General features: G+C 68.9%; 11 protein-coding genes. 4 read left to right on the top strand and 7 right to left on the bottom strand.

The window, feature by feature from the left end:
* Positions 1 to 63: 63 nt before the first annotated feature.
* Together Ssi02_RS03270 and Ssi02_RS03265 are read right to left on the bottom strand one after the other, a co-directional pair.
* Positions 64 to 1,989, bottom strand: coding sequence for a hypothetical protein (locus tag Ssi02_RS03270; RefSeq protein ID WP_204020850.1), 1,926 nt, complete (start codon positions 1,987 to 1,989; stop codon positions 64 to 66).
* 1 nt (position 1,990) lies between these two features.
* Positions 1,991 to 2,473, bottom strand: a complete 483-nt coding sequence (locus tag Ssi02_RS03265) for a hypothetical protein (RefSeq protein WP_204020848.1) — start codon at positions 2,471 to 2,473, stop codon at positions 1,991 to 1,993.
* 238 nt (positions 2,474 to 2,711) lie between these two features.
* Here Ssi02_RS03265 and Ssi02_RS39705 point away from each other — a divergent pair, with 238 nt between their 5' ends.
* Entirely contained in the window at positions 2,712 to 3,131 is a 420-nt protein-coding gene (locus tag Ssi02_RS39705) for an effector-associated domain EAD1-containing protein (protein WP_373870076.1), read from the top strand.
* A gap of 271 nt (positions 3,132 to 3,402) precedes the next feature.
* A complete protein-coding gene (locus tag Ssi02_RS03260) occupies positions 3,403 to 4,491 on the top strand; it encodes a macro domain-containing protein (RefSeq protein WP_204020846.1) in 1,089 nt (362 codons plus the stop codon).
* Positions 4,492 to 4,787: 296 nt separating this feature from the next.
* Here the strand turns inward: Ssi02_RS03260 and Ssi02_RS03255 are convergent, their stop codons facing one another.
* Together Ssi02_RS03255 and Ssi02_RS03250 are read right to left on the bottom strand one after the other, a co-directional pair.
* Positions 4,788 to 6,002, bottom strand: a complete 1,215-nt coding sequence (locus Ssi02_RS03255; protein WP_204020844.1) for a hypothetical protein — start codon at positions 6,000 to 6,002, stop codon at positions 4,788 to 4,790.
* On the bottom strand, positions 5,999 to 6,763 hold the full coding sequence (locus tag Ssi02_RS03250) for a TauD/TfdA dioxygenase family protein (protein ID WP_204020842.1): 765 nt from the start codon (positions 6,761 to 6,763) through the stop codon (positions 5,999 to 6,001). Before Ssi02_RS03250 ends, Ssi02_RS03255 begins: the two co-directional genes overlap by 4 nt.
* Before the next feature lie 172 nt (positions 6,764 to 6,935).
* Here Ssi02_RS03250 and Ssi02_RS03245 point away from each other — a divergent pair, with 172 nt between their 5' ends.
* Both Ssi02_RS03245 and Ssi02_RS03240 read left to right on the top strand, forming a co-directional pair.
* Complete coding sequence (locus Ssi02_RS03245) at positions 6,936 to 9,071, top strand: tetratricopeptide repeat protein (RefSeq protein ID WP_204020840.1); 2,136 nt, start codon at positions 6,936 to 6,938, stop codon at positions 9,069 to 9,071.
* A 102-nt stretch (positions 9,072 to 9,173) separates the two neighbouring features.
* On the top strand, positions 9,174 to 9,584 hold the full coding sequence (locus Ssi02_RS03240; protein ID WP_204020837.1) for a hypothetical protein: 411 nt from the start codon (positions 9,174 to 9,176) through the stop codon (positions 9,582 to 9,584).
* 305 nt (positions 9,585 to 9,889) lie between these two features.
* Here Ssi02_RS03240 and Ssi02_RS03235 read toward each other — a convergent pair whose 3' ends face one another.
* The 3 genes from Ssi02_RS03235 to Ssi02_RS03225 form a co-directional block, all read right to left on the bottom strand.
* Positions 9,890 to 12,526 (bottom strand): ABC transporter substrate-binding protein, encoded by a 2,637-nt coding sequence (locus Ssi02_RS03235; RefSeq protein WP_204020835.1) that lies wholly within the window; start codon positions 12,524 to 12,526, stop codon positions 9,890 to 9,892.
* Between the two features lie 227 nt (positions 12,527 to 12,753).
* Entirely contained in the window at positions 12,754 to 15,567 is a 2,814-nt protein-coding gene (locus Ssi02_RS03230) for a type 1 periplasmic-binding domain-containing protein (protein ID WP_204020833.1), read from the bottom strand.
* Positions 15,568 to 15,880: 313 nt separating this feature from the next.
* On the bottom strand, positions 15,881 to 18,286 hold the full coding sequence (locus Ssi02_RS03225; protein WP_204020831.1) for an ABC transporter substrate-binding protein: 2,406 nt from the start codon (positions 18,284 to 18,286) through the stop codon (positions 15,881 to 15,883).
* Positions 18,287 to 18,587 lie beyond the last annotated feature (301 nt).

The raw sequence follows: 18,587 nt of genomic DNA, 5'->3' as shown, positions 1-18,587 counted from the left end.
GCACAACGGGAACCACAATCCCCGGGCCGCCGTCCCCAAGCACGACGGCCCTGTGCTCGCGATCTAAAGGATCCGCAACCCGATAACCACCGCGGCCACGACCAGCAGCAGCGCGACCACCGCGATGACACCGGCGCCACCGACCAGCAGCCGGGTCAAGGTGTCGCCGTCCCACCACCACCGCTTGAAGGGGTGGGCGCCGAGCGGCCGCGCGGGCTGCTGCTGTTGCTGTGTGGTGAGGCTTTGAGCGGGTTCAGATGAGTTGAGCGCCCGGCTGGGCGGCGGCAGCCCCTGGTCGGCGAACCACCGGGTGCCGGCGTGTTCCAGGATCAGCGTGGCCAGTTTCGGATCCCGCACCTGCGCGATCATCGCGTGGAGCAGCACAGGTGCTCCCGAGGACTTCTGGATGACCTCCCGGATGACCCACGCGTCCGCCAAGGCTTCGCCGTACGAGACGGCGAGCATGCACTGCAAGATGCGTGACTGGGTGGCGAGGTCGCGAGGTTCAACGCGTTCGACGGCAGGCACGAGGAAGTCGTGCTGTGTCATGGCAGCGATGGATTTGTCGCGTTCACGCATGCTGTCCTGCCGGGCGGCGGCCCGCTCCATGAGCAGCAGCGCCAGGTCCGGCGACAACTCTGCGCATCGGGCGACGGCCGAGAGCAGCTCCGCCGTAGGCGCTGCGGACAGCAGGCCGTTGACCTCGGGCGTGTCGAAGTCCAGCCCCATCGCGACGGCTCGTTCGATGTAACGCAGCCGCTCGGACTGGGTGGCCCTGGCCGCTAACGCGCGTAACTCGGCCTGCACGAGGAAGGCCGGCGGCCGGTGCCGCGTGAGGGCGCCGCGCAGTGCCTGCTCGTCGCCGACACCGGTCATGAAGCGTTGTACGGCTACCGCCGTCGCCTTGTCGGCGACCTCCGCGAAGTCGCCGCCGGTGGCGGCGAGTCCGTCGATGACCTCGGCGAGCGCGGCGGAGTCGAGTTCGGCCCAGTTCTCCTTGGCACGGGCGGCCCAGGCGTGCAGCGCGCGCGTCTCCTGGTAGGCCATGGACTCGGCCGCGGTGAGCGCCATCAGCCGCACGATGCCCGCCCACGACGGGGTCCAGTCGAGTGCGTCGTCGGAGGTGGAGATCGGCCCGCGGGTGCGCAGCGCCCGCACGAGCTCGGTGCCCCCGTGGCGGTAGGCGACAGCCAGCGCCATGGCGAGGTCGGGCATCATGTCGTCGCCGGAGCCCGCCACGCCGGAAACCCCGATCGAGGCGGCCCCGAGTCGGGCGCGGTGCCCGGTGGCGGCGAGGTCGGGCCTGGGCGGTTCGGTGACGGCGACGATGCGTGGCCGGTTCGGCGTGCAGGGTTCGACGGCCTCGCGGGTCGCGAAGGTCCACGGCACCGCCGGCGACTCCCCCATGACGTCCACGACGGCGCAGACGAGCTCGGCGGCGTCGCCCTCGGGCCGGATCAGCGTGAAGCAGCCCTCGGGGTCGCGAAGCACCAGCTCGAACAGCTCGGCCAGGTGGTGACGCGAGCGTGCGCGCGCCCGATTGCGCACCTCGACGAGACCAGCGCGGGCGGTGAGCCGCAACGCGTCGTACGGCACAGCCTCCATCACGCGTTCCCCGGCGAACCGGTCGTCCTCCTCGATCCACCCCGCCCAGGGCGCCAGCCCGAGGGCGATCTCGGCGGTGAGCAGGTGGGCGGGGCCGACGAGGGCGTGGGCGACCGTGGACCCGCGCCATCCGTGCGGGTCGCGCACGGACCTCTTGCACACTACTGCGGCCTCCTGCTCGAACCGCAGCAGAAGCAGCGCCGCCTCCCCTGTCGTGTGCTGGTCGGCCTCGGCCGCCGCCCAGTCCGGCGACAGGAGCCGCTGTTCCCACTTGACCACCTCGGCGGGTGGCAGTGACGTGGCGACGGGGCCGAGCCCGCGGGGCCCCGTCAGTGTTGGGTCGTCCCAGGCGAACAGGATCTGGTCAATGGAAACCTCACTCATGTCAGCACGACTCCTCCCGCCCGAGTAGTCCCGGGTCGACCACGCCCTTCATGGCGAGCAGAGCGAGCAGCGGCTTAAGCACCCTTCCCGGGTGGAAGCCGCGCTCAGGGAAACGGCCGCCGCCGGCGCTGACCCGCGCGGCCGAGGCGAAATGCAATGTCGAGTCGGCGGACCGGGCGGCCGTCGAGCCCTGCGCGGACGCCCCGTGGGTGGCGCGGAAGGTGCAGGTGTCGCCGCTCTCCCGCTCGACTGTGCCGGGGTGCGGGTCCTCGACGTCGCGCGCCATCCGTCTGTCCACGGCGGCGAAACCCCGGCGGCGCCGCAGGCCGGCCTTGTTCACGACGACGTTTTCGACGGCGTGTCCGCCGATTCTGACGGTGTGGCCGCCCCTCGGCTCGGGAGGTCCTTCGAAGTCCACGTGAAACGGCTGCGGGCCCCTGCTCGGGACGAACGGCACATAGAGCATCAAAGGATCGGTCGCCACAGACCACCCTGCCTATACCTTGAGCTCACGGGAAACCCAGGTAGCTCGAAACGACTATGCCGACTTTAATATGCGACGACAGAGACCTACCCTAAGGGCGCAAACCAGAATACTGGTATGCCCGTTCCATGGGTGAGCGTGATTGGCTGATCATCGACGAGAGAAATCAGGGATCGGCACCGAGATATATCGCTATAGACCGACAAACGGTGTCCCACCAGTATCAAGCGACCGCCTAATGATCACATATGACATTGTCAGAAGGTACGGCGTCCTCACCGCTCTCGCCCAGGTTTTTGATTCCGAGGCCAAGAACGACGCTCTCCTAGGGGACATCGGCGCCGATCGAAGTCGTCTCCCACGCTTCGGCACCCTCAGCGCCGAACTCTATTGGCGGCAGGTCGCACGTGAACTCTCCCACGGCATGGCAGGGCCCGGACTCGCCGAATTGATCAACGGCGCACATGAGTTATATCCGGAAAGCACGCTCTTCAAGCGTTACGCGACACCCCTATCCGGCACCTCGTCCCGACCGGCCCCCTCCAGGCGTTCTGCCTGCAGTCCGCGCCGGCCGGATCGGCCGCACTGCGCCTCGACCACGAGCACCGCTCGCTGCCGGACATCGCCCGCACCCGCAGGGCGCGCGGCCTCGACGTAACCCACTCCTCCGCGACCCGTCCGTCCATCCCAGAACGATCCGCCGTTCCACCCTCGTAGGGCATATCGTGTGCAATGCGCCAGCTGCACGCACACATTGCGCCTCTAGGAGGTTGTCGCATTCCGCCCTTGCAGTCCGGAAAAGCCGAAATGCAAATTACGGAAGGTGCTGTGAGTATTCGCCAGGCTCGATGAGTTCCGGCAAGCGCTCCACAAACCAGCGCAGACCGAGCAGCCTAGTCGCGCCTCCCCCGGAGTGGAACGATTACCACATGCCTGAGTCCCCGGAGCTGCCACACACCGACCTGATCGGAGAGTTGCGGACACTGCGGGAGCGAGGTCTCCTCAGACTCCGCCAGGCGCCGCTCCCCGCCCTGACCTCGTGTGCCGACCGCCTCGGCCTGCCCACCGCCGACGGCCTGCTGCCCACCACGATCACCACGCTGCTCGACCGCGTGGTGGCGGCGCTCGGCGAGGGCACACTCGCCGACGCGACGGCGTTCACCCTCGGCACCGCGCCCGGCACACGCGACATGGCCGCGCAGGACCGCCGCCGCAAGGCCGCCGAGGTGTACGGCGTGAGCGTCGAAAGGTTTCGCAAACATCATGAGCGGCTGATCCTCGAACACGTCGCCGACAAGATCCTCGAACTCTGCCAGCGGGCGAGCACACCACCTTCGACCGGACCGGCTCCCACGGGGCCGGTCTTCCGTCTCGCCGTCACCCACCGGGGCCGTGACGTGCCCCTCACCTTGCATGGCAAACCGGTCGAGACGTTATGCGACATCGACGTGGTGGTCTCCTCCGAGAACATCTACATGGAGATGGCCAAGACCTTCAAATCATCCTTGTCGGGCACCCTGCGCAACGTCGCCGCCCGGCGCAACGCGCTGGGCGAGGTCGTCGACGACGTGCTCCAGCGCGAGTTGTACGAGTGGATGCACAAGCACGGCCGCTTCGGCGTCCCCGTGGCCCCCGGCACGGTCGTGCCCACCTCGTCCGGCGACCTGGTACGGCAGGGCATCCGGCGCGTCTACCACGCGGCGACCGCCATCCCCCGCCCGCACACCGACGACTACGCCATCGAACCGGCAGCCGTGATGCGCGCCGTGCACGGGGCATTCGCCCTGGCCCGCGACGAGCGGCACGCGTTCGACCCGCCACTGCGCTCTATCTGCCTGCCACTGTTCGGATCGGGCCGGGGCGGCCTCCCCATCGAGACAAGCGCCGCCTACGCCTGGCCGGCGTTGGAGAAGGAACTCGCCGCCGACGACTTCGAAGTCCACCTCATCACCCGAGGAGGCGATCCCACCACCGCCGCCCTGGACGCCCTCCACCGCCTCGGCGCCCACCCCCTGTGACCGCCGGCACGCCCCCTATGACCGCCGTCTCGGCGCGCACTTCTTGCGACCAGCGTCTCAAGCGCACAACCTGCACGACGACCTCTTCACCGTGCACCATGCGTATGGTCCCTGCCCCTGGACCGACCGGGGTGGGCTTCTCACCGGCTACCGGACGCGCAAACCACCGGGGCCGCGCCTGCCGGCATGCCCCATGTTCAACCACCACACCGGCACCGAAACACATCCGCCGGTGAGGGAGCCGAAGTGAGCCGAAGTGGCGCCCCCGCCGCCTCAGCGCGCATCATGCGCCGGCCTCAGCCGGGCACCGACTGGAGGGGCGCGAGGTACGCACCTGCGCGTTCGGTGAGCGCGGCCGCCGCCGGGTGGGCGGCGCACACTTTCGCCCAGCGGGCGTGCAGGGGCTCGGTCAGGGAGTCGGGTAGCAGGTCGCGGGAGACGGGGGCGAGTGTGCCTGTGAGCAAGGCCAGGGGACCGAGTACGTAGGTCTCGGCCAGGCGGGGCAGGGCGTCGAAGCCTTCGGAGGGGCGGCCGGGCGGGCTCTCGCCGTACCTTGGGCGGGGGATTCTCGCCATGCGTTCGCGTAGGCCGGCGCGGAGCCAGAAGACCTCCTCCGCGGCCCCCTCCAGTGCGCACTGCACGAGGGCGAGGATCTCCACGGCCATCGCATAGGACTCGGCCGCCATCAGTCCCTCGCCGAACTCCACGGCGCTCGGCCCGACACGGGTTGTTCCGCCCACGGCGGCGAGGTGGTCGAGGTGGGCTCCGTCGTGGACGCCGCGCCAGATCCGCCGCTGTCCGGGGGTGGCCTGCCGCGGCACCTCGACGAGAACGTCCGCCATGCCGCACGCCCCCGACGAACCCGCTTCCGCCATAACGGCCTGAACCGCGCCCGCCATGCCCGGGTGCCAGGGCAGACGCAACCAGGTGCGCCATACCGCACCCTCGTAGCCGGGCCGGGTCACCACCACATATTCCGACGTGGGTGACGGGCGCAGCCGTTCGCCCCAGCGCAGGTGTTCCACGGCCTCGTCGCCGTGCTCGGGCGGGGTGGGCCATACGGGCCGCACCCCGCGGCCCACCCCGCCCCCCTCCCCCCCTCGGCTCCCGGTCCCGCGGGTGACGCCGCGTGAAGGCACGGGAGCCGTTCCGGAAAAGACCTCGTCGCAGAACTCCCCCAGCACCCCGCACAGCCGCCACGTCAACGGGCTGACGTCCCGGCCCGGCCGCAACGGCCCGTGCCGGGGATAGAAGCCGGGTACGGCTCCCGCCCGGCCCCGCAGGGCGCGCAGGCGCACGGCGTGCCGGTCGCCCGTGCGCACCGTGTGCGCACGCACGACGTCATCCAGCCCGGCGAACGCCTCGGCAGCCCCGAGTACGGCACAGCCGAGCGCGACCTCGGCCCATCCCCGCACCACCCACGCCTCGGCCTCCTCCCCGTCGGCCGGGACACGCGTGGCCGCGATGGCCGCGGCGACCGCCCATGAGTAGGCGATCCCGGCGGCCGTCACGGGCCCGCCCACAGCCGGACCCGGAGGAGCAGCCGCGCGGGGTCGTGGAAGGCGGTCCGCGCGTGCATGGTGCGGTGGTTGTCGATCAGGATCAGGTCTCCGGGGCGCTGCACGATCCGGGTGGGGCGCAGCAGGCCGGTCAGGCAGTGCTCAAGGAGCGCGGCGGCGCGGCACTGGGCCGGGGGCAACCCGGCCACCAGGTTGTCGGCACGCCACCGGATCGTCCCGTCGCCGGGCAGCACCGCCGTGGGGAACTGCATCGGCGGCGGGCCGTACACCTCGGGGGCGCGCCACCGCCAGACCGGGCGGGACAACGCGTCGAGGGCGACGCCGCCGTCAGGGTGGCGGCCGAGCGCCGCGATGGTGCTGCTCTCGGTGGCCAGCAGGGTGTCGCCGCCGTGGGCGGCAGGGGTGACCACGAACAGGCAGACGAAATCCTCGGGGCGGTTGTGATATTGCGAGTCGGTGTGAAATCCCGCTCCCCCGGCACGCATGGAGAACGTCCCGCGCCCGCGGCGGGTGCGCGGGCTGACCCGCCATACGGTCCGGCCGCCGTCCCGGTCGGACGGGATGCCGAAGCATGAGGCGATCCGGCGGACCGCGTCCTCGTCGTAGGCGTATGTTGGGCCGGTGTCGGCGTTCTCGGTGCGGGCATGTGCGGCACTCGTGAACGGCAGGTCGCGGAGCAGTGCCCAGCCTCTCCGCGCGAGGTCCGCCCGGGCGCGCTCCACCGGCAGATCACTCAGCGACTGCGACGGCATGGCCCTCCTCCCTTCGCCCTTCCAGTGGATTCCATGACGAAGGTGCGGAGCCGGTCGCGGGCGGGTCGTCTTCCGGGTGACTTCAGGTTGAGTAAAGACCTTCGAAGTCGGCATACCCCGGGGGCCGCCACATCGGTATAGTCAGCTAAACAGATCTTGGGGAGAGGTCGCAGTGTCAAGTCAGGAAAAACGGCTTGAGGCTATCGGGGCCGCCGCGGCGGGGGTGCTCAGGCGAGGGGAATACCACCTGGTGCGAGCCGAGGATGTGGCGGCACAGGTGCCCCCGGGCGGGCGCAGCGCGGTCTGGCTCTACAACGAGGTGAAGAGCCGCCGGGTGCTCGTCTCACTCGCGCTCCATCACGCGTTCGCCGGCTTCCCCGCTCTCGGCCAGTGCGACCGGCCGCGCACGGTGGCCGCGCTGCGTTCGCACGCCACACTCGGGCTGCTCCACATCGCGCGTTTCCACCTCGCCGAGCGCACCCTGGTCACCCAGGTCGGGCTCGGCATCGGCGACATCGCCAACTCCGAGAAGCGGGCCAAGCCCGGGCGGGCGACACGTTCGCAACCTCCGGCCTGGCCCGATGGGCCGTGCGGGCGTGTGGCGGCCGCCGCCTGGAACGGCCAGGTGGTGGCATATGCCGCCCATCTCACGCAGGTGCTGCGCGGTGCCGCGCTGACGGTCGCACCGGTTCCGCCGGGGTGGGCGGAGCGGTGCGCGGCCCGCCTGTCGGATCTGGCCTTCCACGCCTTCACCGGCGACCTCGACGGGCCCGCCGAGCGGCAGGCGGCGGCGCTCGCGGCCCACTGGTTCGAGCGTGACCTGGTGCCGCTGGCCGGGGAGTGGCTGCACGACCTCGCCGCCGCCGAGCACATGGTCACGCTGTCCGACGGAGCCGAGCCCCGCAAACGGGCCGCGGCGGTCGGCATGATGGCCCGCACGCTGCTCACGAGCACACCGCTCGCCGAGCGTGCCGCCCGCGCCGGGGACCTGCTCGTTGATCTGCTCTCCGCCTCGCCCAAGGAGCCGGCCGAGGTGCGCGACCTTCTCGACGCGGCCAGCAGGCGGGGGCTGGCGCTGCTGCGCTATGGCGACGTCGCCGAGGCCGAGGCGTCGTTCCGGTTGTCGGCGCAGGTCGACGACGCCCCGCTCCCCGAGCACGACAAGGTGGCTTATGTCGCCCGCGCCCGGCACAACCTCGGCGAGGCGCTGCTCGACGCGGGCCGCCCCCTGGCGGCCATGGTGGAGATCGAGCACGCCCGGCGCGACCGCGACGGCGCCAGGACCGAGGGCGGCAGGACCGAGGGCGGCGACGATGGCGCCGTGTGGCGCCGCCGTACTCTCACCGAGCAGGCGCGGGCCCGCGCCTGCTACGCCGCCGGGCGGGTGGTTGAGGGGGTGCGGCTGGCCGAGGAGGTGCTCAACGACCGCCGGGACCGGCTGGGCGGCCTCGACAACGCCAACACCGCGGCCGCGCGGGTCACCCTCGCCGAGGCGCTTCTCGCCGCGGGCCACCCCACCGAGGCGCGCTACCACCTGACGGAGGCCCACCGCCACCGGGTCGAATCCCTGCCGCGGCACGGCTACAAGACGCAGTTCGACGTGGTCAAGCTCGCCGAGATCGAGCTTGAACTGGAGGACCCCGACGCGGCGCTGCGCCTGCTGGCCGACTCGTGCGCCACCTCCGAGTGGTTCGAGCAGCACGTGTCCCACCGGCTCGCCGCCGACGCGCGTCGGGTGCACGCCCTGGCGCTCGCCAGCACGGGCGACCTCACGGCGGCCGAGCTCATCCTGCGGGATCTGCTCGCCTCGCCCCGCCGCGGCGGCGAGGCCGACCCCGTGACGCTCACCCTGCGGCGCGCGCTGGCCCGCGTCCTGATGTCGGGCGGCGAGTTCGACGGCGCCGCAGACCTGCTTCACGACGTCAGGCGCGCCGAGACGCACATCGGCGACGATCCCGCGGGGCAGGCGGAGACCCTGCTGCTGCTGGCCCGCGCCGCCCACGCCCTCGACGAGGACCCGTGCCCCCATGCCGACGAGGTCGCGGCCTTGACCGCCTCAGGCATCGACCCCACCCACCTTCACATCCTGACGGCGCGTCACGACCAAGCCGTCCGCCTGGTGCAGGCGGGCGATCTGGACTCGGCGGCGGCGCTCGTCCACACCCTGACCAGGCGTGACCACCTCGCCCACGACCGGCCGGCACTCGGCGACGGCCACCCTCTGCTCGCCAAGGCCCTCGCTCTGACCACCCGTTTGGGGGCTCGTGCGGACTCCGCTAAGGATGACCAGCTTTGGGAGGAGGCTTGACCGAAACCCACCCCCGTTCCTTTAGTTGTGTCTAGCATGATTGAGGAGATTCGCATTGAGCCGTGTTCAGGAGCGCAGCCTGAGCCCTCCGAGGAGGTGGCCGTGGCATTCCGTGACGTGATCGTGGCCCTGACCGAGCACTGGGCCGACGTCCGCGAGTGCCTTGGGGCCAAGACCGCCGCCCGCCTCGCCGCCTTCGCCGGCGAGCTGGGTGAGACCGATCCTCCCGACCCGCGCCGCAAGCGGCTCGGGGCAGCGATCATTCAAATCCTGCTCACCTTGCCCGAGGGACACCCGGTGCGGTGTGTCCTCATAGCCTCCTCCACCCTCAGCGACCCGGCGGCCGAGCCGGTCGACGCGGCCAGGCCCGGCCTGCCGCAGGCGGTGTTCTCCTGCTCGGGCAGCCGGCGACGCGCCCGGCAGTGCCGTACCTCATGCCGGTCCGTCCATCTCGGGGAGACGGAGTTCAGCCGCTCACACTGCTGGTCCCGGCGGCGTCGGCGGTTCATCTAGGGCGGGCTCACCTGGCGCCGCCACTCGCGGCGCCGACTCGCACCCCTCCAGCTCATAGGGCCGGCTCGCCCCTATCCAGCTCATAAGGCCGACTCTCACAGCTCCGGCTCACCGCCTCAGACCCGGATGCCGCCCCGCTCATGACGGGCTGAGATCGGGACCGCCCGCGCTGCGACCGGCACCCCACGACCGTCACGGCGACCAGCCCCCATCACCATCACGGCGACCAGCCCCCACCACGTCACGGCGACCGGCCCCCACGACCGTCGCGGCGACCGGCCCTCCGCGACGGGAGCCCGCCTGTTCTACCCCGAAGAGGTGCAATTCGCGTCGCTCCCGGTCGGCGCGCAGCTCATCTCAAACTCAAGCGGCTTCTTTGGGAAGATCGAATACAGCCATACAGTCCTGTGCAGCGCGTCGTGCTGCTCCCGCTTCGCCGAGAACTCGATCTCACCGGTCGCGCCGGTGACCTTGAGACCGCGGAGATGCTCCTGCACGCCCGCTCGCACGTCCATGCCCTCCGCCCAGCCGGTCAGCAGGCCGTCGAGCGCCGTGGTGACCGCCAGGGCGGCGTCGTGCGCCAGCATGGCGGGGCTCAGCGGCAACATGAGGTTGCCGGCGCGCCTCTCCTGCCCCTTCGGCACGCTGTTGCGCAGATCCGTCTGCGCCCCCTCCAGCACCCGTTTCACGTGCTCCTCATATCTCCCCAGCACCCCCTGCTTGTGCGGCGCGGGATTGCTCAGCGCGAGGAAACGCAGGTCGACGCGGTGCCCTTGCGGGTCTCGCTCGACCTCCGCCAAGGCGGTGTCCGCCTCGTCTCCGGCCAGCACCACCACCTCGTCGGCGCAGAAGTCGTTCCACCCCTGCCGCACGGCGGCCAGCAGCTCCCCGCGCCCCGTGTAGAAGAGCACGTCGACGCCGTCGTCGCAGGCCCGGCGTATCTCGCGCTTCAGCGTGGCCGAGTCGCGGAAGTCGTGCACAACCGACTCGCCAACGTATTTCCGCTTGAAGGAATCCGCGAGGTCCGCGCTGTAAAGCTCCTCGGCGTCGTCCTGGCGGAGGATGCCGACCTTCGGGTTGGGATCCAGCTTCTCACCCGGGGCGGCGGGCAAACCTTGCCCCAGCCAGTGAGCCGCCACGAGCGCCTGCTGGGAGTTGGGGGGAGCCATGCGATAGAAATAGCCGGACCTCTCGCCGTCGACCTCCGCCAGGCTGTCGGCCGTCGCGGTCGTGGTGAGCGCCGGCATCTGCGCCCCGCGCAGGACACCGATCGCCTTCTGCACCGACTTGCGGCTCCATCCCAGGCCGATCACCGCGGCGATCGACCGGTCCTCTGCCGCCCGTTCGGCGACCGCCTCGGCGGCCTCGACGGCCAACCTGTAGTCCTCTCCCGCGTTGGCGAACTCCACACGCATGCGCCATTGACCCCGCTCGTTGAACTCCACCTGCCTGGCATGGATGCCCACGAGCTCCGACGCGGTGCTGAGCACTCTCGTGCCGGGGTCGCCGCTCTCGGAGGGAGTGGTCAGCGGACCCAGGTAAATGACCTTGAACACCTTCGCGGACGGCGGGATGAGGTCGTTCTCCCTATTGATCAGGTTGAGGATCGGGATCAGCGCCGGGTCGTAGTTCTTGGTGGCGTTGCTCATCCCCACGCACTGCCCGCCGAGGAGGCTGAGCCCCGGCTCGCAGGTCCGCAGCACGGTCCAAGCGCCGAACCCGAGGGGGGCGAGCACGGTCGTGCCCGCGATCAGCCAGTAACCGACCGGCCGCAGACGCCCGATCACCCGCCTGCGCCCCATGTCCACGGCGCCCGCGTCACCGCGCCACATGCCGGTGTCGATCACGAGGTATGGACAGGGGGCGACCTTGGCGCTGCGGGTCCGCCACTCGGCATAGACCTTCAGCATGTCACTGGCCGCCGGGTTCACCCTGACCGCTGTGGGGTGGTCCCCTCCGCACAGGTCCGCGGGCCACTCGTCCGCCGCCGCGACGACCAGGAGCGGGGCCATGCGTCCGGTGTCGGCGAGAACCTTGTGCAGTGTGGTGAGAAACCTCCGGCCGACGGTGCCGTGCCCGGCGTCCTCGATCAGGAGCACGGCATATCCGCTTCTTCCCCACCCCGGCCAGGGTCGTCCTCTGCTGTAGGCGAGCCTGAGGTCCTCCAGCAGGGCGTTCACGAGCAGTCGCTCCACGATCTCCGGATCGCCCTTCTCGGTTTCGGCGACGCGCCGCACATAACCGGCGAGCCACTCGCCGCGCCCTCTAGGAATGTACGGCTGGCGCGCGAACCAGCCGTAGCGAAACGTGCCGCTGGACCAGAAGCCGGCCAGCAGGCCCGCCAGGGCGAACGCCGACGTGACGGCTCCGATCAGGATCCACACGTTGACCAAGCCCCCGGTGTCGAGCCATTCGGTCAGGACGACGGTCACCGCGGCGGCGCCGATGGAGGGCGCGCTGAGGAAACGCACCGCATATTCGAAGCGCCCGCTCAGCGACCGCACCGGGGTGCGCCCACGGGACCATTGGCGCAGCGGCTCCCGGTAGGCCGAGTCCAAGGCCCGCTGTGACCCGTCGGGGGCCTCCTCGCCGTTCTCCCACAGCGCGGCCTGCTCGTCGCGATGCCTCAGCGCCCACAGGATGATCTGGGTGAGCGGGAAGCGCGGCGCCGGAAGCAGCGACCCCGAGACCCCCGCCCCGAGATCCCCGTCCTCGCCCGCCGCCCGCTCGACCAGATCTCTAATCTGAGTGTCCCTGCCGTTGTGCGAGGAATTCAGCTCCGCGTAGGGAACCTCGCCCGCGACCGTTCCCACGAATCTCCTGGCGTGGACGGCACCGTCCTCCCCGGTGAATATGACCGCCGGGACGAAGACATCCTTTCTCCCGATAAGCGGACGCCGTGCCATCCGCACCGCCAGAGCCCCTAATGCAGACGCGCTCACGTCTCCCCCTCTTGCGTCCAACCTTGGCCCCTCCGGCAAACGAACACCTCAAGCCGAAAGTTTCTCAAGCACGACCGACAGAGAATGGCAACGGCAAATTATCCCTTTCCTCCTTCTACTTCGGTAGATCCATGATGTCGGCCGGCTTGCCGCATTCTGGATCCTCGCCCGCCGTCAGCGGACGACTCAGGCAAACAGGCATGAGCCAGGGCGATTAACGACTTCGTTCATGAAGGGCTGGAAGGCAGAGCCGCACTATTGCTCGGGCTTGCACTGGGGCCAGGCGTGGCCGGTGGGGGACCGGCGCGGGTGTCGTCCTTAGGGCCGATCGGCTCCTCTGTCATGTCGGACGTGCAGTTGGCGACGTTGCCAACCGGTGTGCAGCGCATTTCAAACTTGTGCGGCCGCTTGGGGAAGATCGAATACAGCCACAACGACCTTTTCTCGTCTTCCCGGCGCCGCTCCGCCGAGAACCGGAGTTCGCCGGTCGCTCCGGTGACCTCCAGCCCGCGCAGATGCTCTTGGGTGCCGGCGCGAACGTCGGTGGCCTCGCTCCAGCTGGCGGCCAGCATGCGGTCGACCGCGGTGGTGACGGCCAAGGCGGCGTCGTGGGCGAGCATGGCGTGGCTCGGCGGCACCACTGGGGCGAGGCCCCCTTTTTGGTCGTCGCCGACGCTCTTGGCGAGTTCGCTCTTCACCTCGTTCAGCACCTTGACGACATGCCCCTCATAACCGCGGAGCCCAGACTTCTTCTCCGGCGCGGGATCGCTCAGCGCGATGAAGCGCAGGTCTATGTCGTGCCCAGTCTCGTTGCGCGCGACCTCGGCCAACGCGGTGTTCGTCATGTCGTCGCCGGCGAGCAGCACCACCTTTTTCTTGGCGCAGAAGCTCTCCCAGCCTTCCTTCAACACCGCCAGCTGGTCCCCACGGCCCGTATAAAAAAGCACTTCGACGCCGTCGTCGCACGCCCTGTCCATCTCGCGCTTCAGACCGGTCGGGTCCTGAAAGTCATAGAACTCCGACTCGCCGGCATATCGATCCTGGAATGCCTCGGCCAAGTCGACGCTGTAGATCTCCTCGGGGTTCGTAAACCGGAGGATCCCGACCTTCGGGTTCGGTCTCACCTTCCGGTCGAGGGCGGCCGGCAGTCCCCGCTCAAGCCAGCGTGCGATGACAAGGGCCTGCCGCGAGTTAAGTGCGGCCATGTGATAGAAGTAGCCGGATCTCTCGCGGCCGAAAACCGCCAGCCTGTTGGCCGTCGCGGTCGTGCTGAGCATCGGCACCTGCACCCCGTGGAGAGTGGCGATCGCCCTCTGCACCGACGTCCGGCTCCACCCGAGTCCGATCACCGCGGCGATCGCCCGATCCTCGGCCGCACGTTCGGCGATCGCCCTAGCAGCCACGTCGGCATGCCTGAAGTCCTCACCCGAGTTGGCGAACTTCACATACAACCACCGGCTGTTCTTGTTGTTGTTGTACCTCCGTTGCCTCGCATAGACGCCGGCGAGTTCGGAAAACGTGCCGTCCACCCTCGTGCCGGGGGCGCGGCTCCCCGGACGGGTGGTCAGCGGACCGAAGTAGACGATCTTGAACATCTTGGCATCCGATGGAATCCTGTCGTTCTCCTTGTTGATCAGATTGAGGATCGGCGCGAGTGCGGGGTCGAAGTTCTTGGTGGCGTTGCTCACTCCCACACACTCGCCTTCGACGAGACTGAGTCCGGGCTCACACGGGCGCAGCACGGTCCACCCGCCGAGCCCGAGAGGGAAAAGCACGGTCATCCCCACGATCAGCCAGTAGCCGATCGGCCGCATGCGGCCGACAAGCCGCCGAGCCCCCTCCTCCGTGAAGCCGCGGTGCTTATCCCATTTCCCCATGTCGACTACGAGATAGGGGCACGGAGCGACGCGGGAGGAGCTGGCCAACCACTTGGTATATGTCCCCGTTCGCTTATCTTTAGGGGATGCCTCCGGTGGCTCACCGGCGGGAGATACCTTCGACGGTTCAGCGACAGGTTCCAGCGAAGTCCATGAGGGGTGTTCGTCTCCGCAGATTTCCTCAGGCCAGCTATCGGCAGACGTCACGACCAGCAGTGGGGCCTTCTGCCCGGTGACGGCGAGCACCTCGTGCATGACGGTGAGGAATCTCCGACCGACAGTGTTCGCCCCCGCATTGGTGAGCAGGAGTACGGCATAGCCGCCTCGCCCCCACCCCGGCCAGGGATGCCTCCTGCTGTAGGCCAGCCTGAGATCCTCCAGCAGGGCGTTCATGAGCAGCGGCTCCACTTCTGCCTGAGAGGACTCCGGGTAGGCGATGCGCTGCATGTAAAGGTGGAGCTGCTCGCCCCGCCTACGTGGTTCGTACCTCTGGCGAGCGAACCAGCCGTAGCGGAATTCGCTGCTGGACCAGAGGCCCGCCAGCAGGCCCGCTGCGACCAACGCCGACAACACGGCTCCGGCCAGGATCCCCACGTTGATCAGGCCCGCAGTGTCGAGCCACTCGGTGAGAGTGACGGTCACGACGGCCGCACCGACGGCCGGGGCGCTGAGGAAACGCACCAGATATTCGAGTCCCCCGCCCACCGACTGCACCAGTGACTCGAAAGAGCCGCCCTTCGACCACGCCGAGGAGCGCTCCCGCCGCCTTTCCCGCATCTTGTCCGCCCAGTCGAGCTTCGCGTCCGGCTGAGCCTTCCCTTCTACCTTCTGCGACTTCTCAAAGTCGTCACGTTGCTGCAGCGCCCACAGGACGATCTCGGTGAGCGGAAAACGCGGTGCGGGCAGTAGCGACCCAGCCACCTTGCTCCCGAGTCCCTTATCCTCAGCGATCACCTCGCCGATCAACTTTCGGAGAGCGGCGAACTCACCGGCTCCCGCGGATTTCACCTCAGCCTGATCGGCCCTCGCGGACTCCACCTTCGCGTAAGGCACCTTGCCCTTGCCCGTCCGCGCGAAACTCTCGGCGTCGCCCTGCTTATCGCCGGTGAAAATGACTATCGGGACGAAGACATCCCTTCTCCAGACACGCGGACGCCGCACCATCCGCACTGCCAGTGACTGTAATGAAGAAGCACTCACGATCCCCCCAGTTGCACCTTGCCTCGATCCACCCGATAAACGAACGCTCCATACAGAAAGTTGCCTCAGCGTAAAAGTCAGGGTCTCGACGGCAAGCCACAGGAACATACGAACTTAATAGCCTGCCTTAAAAGCCCGAAAATCACCAAGGGCCGAAATCCCCGGAGCACACCCCGCGCCCCGCGGCAACACCAACGAACACCGGTGCGACCACCACAGCGCTCACCTATAACATGACGTCCCCCGACGCCGTCAACCCCGCCGAGTACGGCGAAGCCTAGTTGTCCTCTTCCTCCTTCTCCTTCGGCTTCACCGTATCCCCGCCAAGGGGCTTGCCGCATTCAGGTTCCTCGCCCACCGGCGTGCAACTCAATTCCGCTGTCAGGGGTTGACCGGGGTAAACAGACATGAGCCACAGGGGGCGTTTAAGGGCCTCGTTCTGATTTCTGTCGGAGGCGAATTCCAGGGAGCCGCTCGCGCCGTCGACCTTAAGGCCGCGCAGGCGCTCCTGAACTCCCGCGCGCACGTCCACGATGTCCCCCCGGCTGCGACTGCGGTCGAAGGCGGTGGTGACCGCGAGGGTGGCGTCATGCGCCAGCACGGCGTGGTCCGGCGGCAGGGCGACCGGCGGTGTGCGGCCGGCCTCCTTGGCCTTCCTCCCCCGCTCGACCTCGGTCTCGCTCAGCACACGCTGGACCACCGTCCCGTAATACGGAATGGGTTTGGTGGAGTTCGGCGGCCGAGGGTCGCTCAGCGCGATGTAACGCAGGTCGAGGCTGTGCCGTTCGCCGTGCTCCAGCACCTCGGTCGCCACGGCGTTGGCGATGTCGTCACCGGCGAGGATCACGACCTTCTTGCCCGAACAGTGACTGCCCCAGCCCTCCTTCAACGCCGGGAACTGGTCGCCGCGCCCGAGGTATAACAGCACCTCGACCCCGTCGTCGCAGGCCTTCTGAATCGTCTTCTTCAACCCGGCGGAATCGGAGAAGTCATAGATCGAAGACTCCCCCCGGCCCTTGTAACGTTTGGCGAACTGCTCGGCCAGGTCCGCGCTGTAAAGCTCCAACGCGTCGGAGAACCGCAGGATCCCCACCCGCGGATATTCCTTCATGGTCTTGTCCTTGGACACCGGCAGCGCCCTGAGCCAGTGCACCGCGGCGACGGCCTGCCTGGCGTTGGAGGGCGGCAGCCGGTAGAAATATCCGGACGGATCACCGTCAACCATCGAGAGGTTCTCCGCCGTCGCCGTGGTGCTGAGCCCCGGTATCTGCGCCGTGTTGAGGATGCCGATGGCGTCCTTCACCGCCTTTCGGCTCCAGCCCAGCCCGACGACCGCCGCGATCGTGCGGTCGTGCGGCACCCGCTCGGCGATGGTGCGGGCGGCCACGTCGGCGTAGGCGTAGTCCTGCCCGGGGTTGGCGAACTCCACCATCAGCTTCCAGTCGCCCTTGACCTGGTTGTATTCCTTCTGCCTGGCATAGACCCCGACGAGTTCTGCGGCGGTGCCGATCAGTTTGTCGCCCGGGTCGGTGCTGCCCGGCCGCTGGGTGAGCGGGCCGAAGTAGACCACGCGGAAGACCTTGGTGTTGAGCGCTATCCGGTCGTTCTCCGCGCCGATCAGGTTGAGGATCGGGATCAGCGCGGGGTCGAAGTTCTTGGTGGCGGTGCTCACGCCCACACATTCGCCCTCGATGGCCGTGAGGCCGGGTTCGCAGGGGCGCAGCACCGTCCATCCGCCCCAGGCGAAGGGGATGAGTACGGCCGCCCCCGCGATCAGCCAATAGCCCACGGGACGCAGCCTGCTGATGGCGCGGCGCCGGCGCGGCGGCGCCCCCGCGGGTTCGATGCCGCGAATGCCTTTGGCGTCCACGGCGAGATAGGGGCACGGCGCCAGGTGGGCGGTGCGCGTCCGCCATGTGCCGTGGGCCCGCCTGACGTCCTCGGCGGCCTCCCGCTTCGGCAGCAGCACCGACGGGTGGTCACCGCACAACGCCGGCGACCATTCGGGCGAGTGGGCCACGATAAGCAGCGGGACCTTCAGCCCGGTGTCGGTTAGCACCTTGTGCAGCACCGCGAGGAACCGCCGCCCGGCGCTCCCCTCACCGGCGTCGCCCAGGTGGAGTACGGCATAGCCGCTGCGGCCCCACCCCGGCCACGGCATCCTGCGGCTGTACGCCAGCCGCAGGTCCTCGATGAAGGCGTTCACGAGCAGCCGGTCGACCTCCACGTCGTCGCGCTCCGCCTCACCGATCCGGTAGAGATAGCCGGCGAGCTCCTCGGAGCGTTTCCGCGGCTTGTACCTCTGGCGGAAAAACCAGCCATAACGAAACGTCCCGCTGAACCAGAAGCCGGCGAGAAGCCGCGCCAAGCCGATGGCCGCGGCAAACGTTCCCACCAGGATGGCGAAGTTGATCGGACCTGCGGTGTCGAGCCATTCCGTGAGGATGACGGTGGCCAACGCCGCGCCAAGGGTGGGACCGCTCAGGAACCTGACCAAATATTCAAGCCTGCCGCCGAGAGAGCGAAACGGCACCCGCTGGCGGCGCCATTCACGGAGCTTTTCGCGATAGACCGCGGTTCTGGCTCGGGGGGATTCGGTGGTGCGCTCCTCACCGAGGTCCAGTGCCCACAGGATGATCTGGGTGAGGGGGAAGCGGGGCGCCGGAAGCAGCGAACCAGGCACTCTAGCTCCAAGCGCCCCAACCTCACCGGCAGCGTGTTCGACTAGGTCCCGCACGCTGGCCGACGAATCCATACTGACCTGACCAATATCCGCATAAGGGACTTCACCCGCCAAAGTACCCGCAAAAGCCCTTGCGTCGGCGGACGCGCCCTCCCCCACAAAAACGACCGCCGGCACGAAGACATCTCTTCTCCAGACCCGCGGCCGGGCGGCCAACTGTATAGCGAGATCTCGTAACGGAGATGTGCCCATGGCCCTCCTCATGCAGCATCCCACCCCTGTCCGGTAAACGACCGGACGC

It is taken from the genome of Sinosporangium siamense (assembly GCF_016863435.1).
Lineage (GTDB): Bacteria > Actinomycetota > Actinomycetes > Streptosporangiales > Streptosporangiaceae > Sinosporangium > Sinosporangium siamense.
This window is presented reverse-complemented; position numbering and strand designations above follow the sequence as displayed.